The 4,811-nt window shown below is 58.8% G+C and carries 5 protein-coding genes and 1 pseudogene; 3 read left to right on the top strand and 3 right to left on the bottom strand.

Annotated features, from left to right (window positions below; translation table 11 throughout):
- Nucleotides 1-644 (top strand): gamma-glutamylcyclotransferase (locus tag ACIP1X_RS27795; RefSeq protein ID WP_400755869.1); only part of this gene is annotated, 644 nt, incomplete at its 5' end.
- Here ACIP1X_RS27795 and glpT read toward each other — a convergent pair.
- The gene (glpT, locus tag ACIP1X_RS27790) at nt 620-1,969 is read right to left on the bottom strand and encodes a glycerol-3-phosphate transporter (RefSeq protein ID WP_053124897.1); all 1,350 of its coding nucleotides are present in this window, start codon (nt 1,967-1,969) and stop codon (nt 620-622) included. The genes ACIP1X_RS27795 and glpT overlap by 25 nt on opposite strands.
- Nucleotides 1,970-2,191: 222 nt before the next feature.
- On the opposite strand from glpT, the gene ACIP1X_RS27785 reads away from it, so the two are divergent.
- Complete coding sequence (locus ACIP1X_RS27785; RefSeq protein ID WP_400755868.1) at nt 2,192-2,812, top strand: flagellar basal body-associated protein FliL; 621 nt, start codon at nt 2,192-2,194, stop codon at nt 2,810-2,812.
- Between the two features lie 187 nt (nt 2,813-2,999).
- Nucleotides 3,000-3,611, top strand: a complete 612-nt coding sequence (locus ACIP1X_RS27780) for an energy transducer TonB (RefSeq protein WP_400755867.1) — start codon at nt 3,000-3,002, stop codon at nt 3,609-3,611.
- Nucleotides 3,612-3,762: 151 nt separating this feature from the next.
- On the opposite strand, the gene ACIP1X_RS27775 is transcribed toward ACIP1X_RS27780, so the two are convergent.
- Nucleotides 3,763-4,755, bottom strand: a complete 993-nt coding sequence (locus tag ACIP1X_RS27775; protein ID WP_400755870.1) for an NADPH:quinone oxidoreductase family protein — start codon at nt 4,753-4,755, stop codon at nt 3,763-3,765.
- Nucleotides 4,713-4,811 (bottom strand): annotated as a pseudogene (locus tag ACIP1X_RS27770) (2-hydroxy-3-oxopropionate reductase); the annotation flags it as partial. The pseudogene ACIP1X_RS27770 and the gene ACIP1X_RS27775, both read right to left, overlap by 43 nt.

Here is a 4,811-nt window from a genome sequence, read left to right as displayed (position 1 = left end):
TGAATCTGAATTACCCTCCGCGGCTCGATCTTGGGCCGCAGCTGACGCACGAACAACTTCTCGCTTCCATGCAATCGACCATGGCGCGCCACAAGGGCGGGCCGGTGTGGCTGTTCGCCTACGGTTCGCTGATCTGGCGGCCGGAGTGTTCAGCGGTGGAGCGCGTTCGTGGACGCGTGCACGGCTACCATCGCGGCTTGTACCTGTGGTCGCACGAGCACCGCGGGACGCCGGAAATGCCGGGTCTGGTATTTGGTCTGGATCGCGGCGGTTCATGCAGCGGCTTCGCTTATCGCTTGCCGGAAGACAATCTCGATGCAGCTTTGTACGCCTTGTGGAAACGCGAGATGCCGGTGCCGTCCTATCGGCCACACTGGCTCAACTGCCGGCTCGCAGATGGCAGTCAGGTGCAGGCTTTGGGATTTGTCTTGGAGCGGCACCTGCCCAGCTATGCCGGCAACTTGCCGGATCACGTGCTGAGTCAGGTGTTCGAAAGCGCCAGCGGGCGATACGGCACCACTCGCGATTATGTCGAGCAGACCGTACACGCCCTGCGCAGCCACGCCATGCCAGACCGAAATCTGGAGGCGCGGCTCAAGCGCTGTCAGTCACAGTGCGATCAGGCGACCGCTTCGCGACTCTGACTGGCGACTTGCTTGTGCCATAGCGTCGGGGCCAGGAAGGCCATCGCCAGCAGGCACGCGCCGATCAGCAGGACAAAACCACCGTCCCAGCCGAAATGGTCAACGGTGTAGCCCATCGCCGCACTGGCCGCGACCGAGCCACCGAGATACCCGAACAGACCGGTGAAACCCGCCGCTGTGCCGGCAGCTTTCTTCGGTGCCAGTTCCAGTGCCTGCAAACCGATCAACATCACCGGGCCGTAGATCAGGAAGCCGATCGAGACCAGCGCGATCATGTCGACGGTCGGGTTGCCGGCCGGGTTCAGCCAGTAAACCAGCGTCGCCACAGTCACCAATGCCATGAACACCATGCCGGTCAGGCCACGGTTGCCACGGAAGATCTTGTCCGACATCCAGCCGCACAGCAGCGTGCCCGGAATACCTGCCCACTCGTAGAAGAAGTACGCCCACGAGGTTTTGTCGACGGTGAAGCCTTTGGCTTCCTTCAGGTAGGTCGGCGCCCAGTCCAGCACGCCGTAGCGCAGCAGGTAGACGAAGACGTTTGCCATGGCGATGTACCAAAGCATTTTGTTGCGCAGCACGTATTTGACGAAGATTTCCTTGGCGCTGAATTCGTCTTCGTGGCTGGCGTCGTAGCCTTCCGGGTAGTCGTTCTTGTACTTCTCGATCGGCGGCAGGCCGACCGATTGCGGGGTGTCGCGCATGGTGATGAAGGCAAACACCGCCACGCCCAGCGCTACCGCTGCCGGTACATAAAACGCTGCGTGCCAGTCATTGAACAGGCCCATGCCGAGCAGGAACAGCGGGCCGATCAGGCCACCGCCGACGTTATGCGCCACGTTCCACACGGACACCACGCCGCCGCGTTCTTTCTGCGACCACCAGTGCACCATCGTCCGTCCACTCGGCGGCCAGCCCATGCCCTGGGCCCAGCCGTTGATGAACAGCAGAATGAACATCATGGTCACGCTGGACGTTGCCCAAGGCGCGAAACCGAACACAAACATGACGCCCGCCGAAACCAACAGGCCGAACGGCAGGAAGAAGCGTGGGTTGGAGCGGTCGGACACCAGGCCCATGAGGAATTTCGACAAGCCATACGCGATGGCAATCGCCGACATCGCCAGACCCAGATCGCCACGGCTGTAGCCTTCGTCGATCAAGTACGGCATGGCCAGCGAGAAGTTTTTGCGCAGCAGGTAATAACCCGCGTAGCCAATGAAGATACCGGCGAAGATCTGCCAGCGCAGGCGTCGGTACGTGCTGTCTATTTGTTCTTCAGGCAATGGAGCCTGATGTGCGGCAGGGCGAAAGAAAGCAAACATTCAAGAGCTCCAGATTTCTTGTTTTGACTGCGGATGCGAATGTTACAGTTTCGTTACCGAAAATAGCACCGGTTCGCATCGGCAAAACAGCGGAAAATGTTGGAAGTCGCACGTTCCTTTACGAACCTGTCGCTCAGCTGTAAGAACAGGGCGTTTTTGTAGCGATCAGCGCGTTGTGTCTTAGACTCGCGTTCAGTGAATGACTGATTGCAGAGATGAAACATGGCCCCGAATGTGCGCAGGTTATTGCCGAGGTTGCTGATGGTGGCCGTCGTCACCGTTTCGGTGCTGGTGCTGAGTTTCGCCCACGGTTCTGGCGCATCAGGGCTGCGCAACACCACCGTACTGATCGTCCGCCATGCGGAAAAACCGGACGTGGGCCGAGAGCTCAACGCCCAGGGCCAACAACGCGCCGCCGCGTACGCCGACTATTTCACCCCGCTGAAACTGGCTGACGAAACACTCATCCCGCAACGCCTGATCGCCACCGCCGACAGCCCACAAAGCATCCGCCCCCGGCAAACACTGATCCCGCTGTCGCAACGGCTGCAACTGCCGATCGAACAACCCTTTGCCAATAACGACGTCGACAAACTGGTCAGCCAGTTACGCGACAGCAATCAGGCAAAAACCATCCTGATCGCCTGGCACCACGGCCACATCAACAAACTCATCGGCGCATTCGGCGGCAACGGCCCTGCACTGATCGGCCAGCCGAAATGGCCGGTGGGGGTTTATGACTGGCTGATTGTTTTGCGTTTTGACGACAAGGGGCAGTTGGTGGAGTCGCGTAGCGAGAAGGTGCAGGAGCATTTGATGCCGGGGGATGTTGTGGGCCCATAAAGTAGCTAAACATCCGTCGGAAAAATTACCTTCGCTAATTCGCTCTGCGGGTTCTCCCAGTTTCCCGACGGGATTAGAGAAACGTCCTGCACGCATTGGCGAAGCTGCGCCGTTCAGTTAAAAGCCATTGCTCCGTATCCTTTGTGCTGTTGCCGGATAGGACAACTCACTAGGGAAGGGGGCAATCATGCGGTGGTTTTTTGTGGTGTTTTTGTTGGTGATCGGTGGTTCTGCGCTGGCTTCAGAAGTGTTTTTGATACCGGAAAACAATCCCAAGCCGATTTATCCGCGAGAGCTGCAAAGGGCAGGAGTAACGGGCAAGGTGAAGGTTAGCTTCATCGCCAGCGCGGATGGTTCAGTCAGCGAGATCGGTATTCAGGAAAGCACTCACCCTGAATTTGCCGAGGCCGTTCGAGTTGCGATCGCGCAGTGGCGTTTTAAACCTTGGGACGTTGAAGGTGATAAACCTGAGCAACAGGAAATCATTGCGCCAATGATCTTCCGCCTCGAAGACCAGCCGCTGGATATCAATCAGTGGTTAAAAACGGTCAAATGCCGGGCCGTTAACGAAAACCTTGGAAATATGAGCGAGTTCGACTGGGTCGATTCGGCTGTTTTTGAATATACACGTGCCTATCTTTCAAACTCACTCACCAAGCATCAATTGTCGGATGAGCAACGTCTGGCGATGATTGCGAAGATGAATAGACGCGTTCCGACCATCGTCAGAAACTGTCGAGACAATCCGACACGAAAATACGTGACCTATTTGCCGGCGGAGATTCGAGAGTTATTGTGATGTAAATCTAAGCAGCGCCACGGGCAGTGTCGCGGTAGATAGTTACCGCCAAACAACTTTGTAGAGTGTGGTAGGCAGGGGGTTTCAAGGTGAGAAATGAAACGGCCAGTAACGCGGCATCAGCGGTACTGGCCTGAATGACAGTGTGGTTTCAGCGAACCTGCACCACAACCTTGCCCACAGCCTTGCGCTGCCCAAGGTCATTGATCGCCTGCGCCGCATTGCTCAGCGGATACACCTGCGACACCAACGGTTTCAACTTGCCCTCGGCAAACCAGCCGAACAATTGTTGAAAGTTCGCCGCGTTGTCCTGTGGCTGGCGTTGAGCGAAGGAGCCCCAGAACACGCCGAGTACCGCCGCGCCTTTGAGCAGGGCGAGGTTGACTGGCAGCTCGGGGATGCGCCCGCTGGCGAAGCCGACGACCAGCAGGCGGCCGTTCCAGGCGATGGCGCGGATGGCTTGATCGAACAGATCGCCGCCGACCGGATCGTAGATCACGTCAGCGCCCTGGCCGTCGGTGAGGCGTTTGATTTCGTCCTTGAGGCTGGCTTCGCTGTAGTTGATCAGTTCGTCAGCGCCGGCAGCCTTGGCCACGGCGAGTTTCTCGGCGCTGCTGGCGGCGGCGATAACACGGGCGCCCATGGCTTTGCCGATTTCCACGGCAGCCAGGCCGACACCGCCGGATGCACCGAGCACCAGCAGGGTTTCGCCCGGCTGCAGGTTGGCGCGTTGCTTGAGCGCGTGCATCGAGGTGCCGTAAGTCATGCTGAAAGCGGCGGCGATGTTGAAGTCCATCGACGGCGGAATCGGCAGAACGTTATAGCCCGGCACCGCGACCTGTTCGGCGAAGCTGCCCCAGCCGGTCAGGGCCATGACGCGGTCGCCGACCTTGAGATGGCTGACCTTTTCCCCAACTTCGCGCACCACGCCCGCCGCTTCGCCACCCGGCGAAAACGGGAAGGGCGGCTTGAATTGATACTTGCCCTCGATGATCAGCGTGTCGGGGAAGTTGACCCCGGCGGCGTGCACGTCCAGCAGGATTTCGTTCTTCTTCGCGACAGGACTGGCGACGTCTTCCAGCACCAGCGATTCGGCAGGGCCGAAATGTGCTCCAGACCTTTGATCAGCGCCGAGTGATCCCAGTTGCTGCCACCGATCGCTGCGCAGGTGCTGAACACTTGCTGGGCGTTGGCGGTGTT

Origin of the sequence: Pseudomonas sp. NPDC088885 (genome assembly GCF_044750025.1) — a bacterium.
Taxonomy (GTDB): Bacteria; Pseudomonadota; Gammaproteobacteria; order Pseudomonadales; family Pseudomonadaceae; genus Aquipseudomonas; species Aquipseudomonas rustica.
The sequence above is the reverse complement of the archived record's forward strand: the minus strand, read 5'-3'. Positions and strand labels throughout refer to the sequence as shown.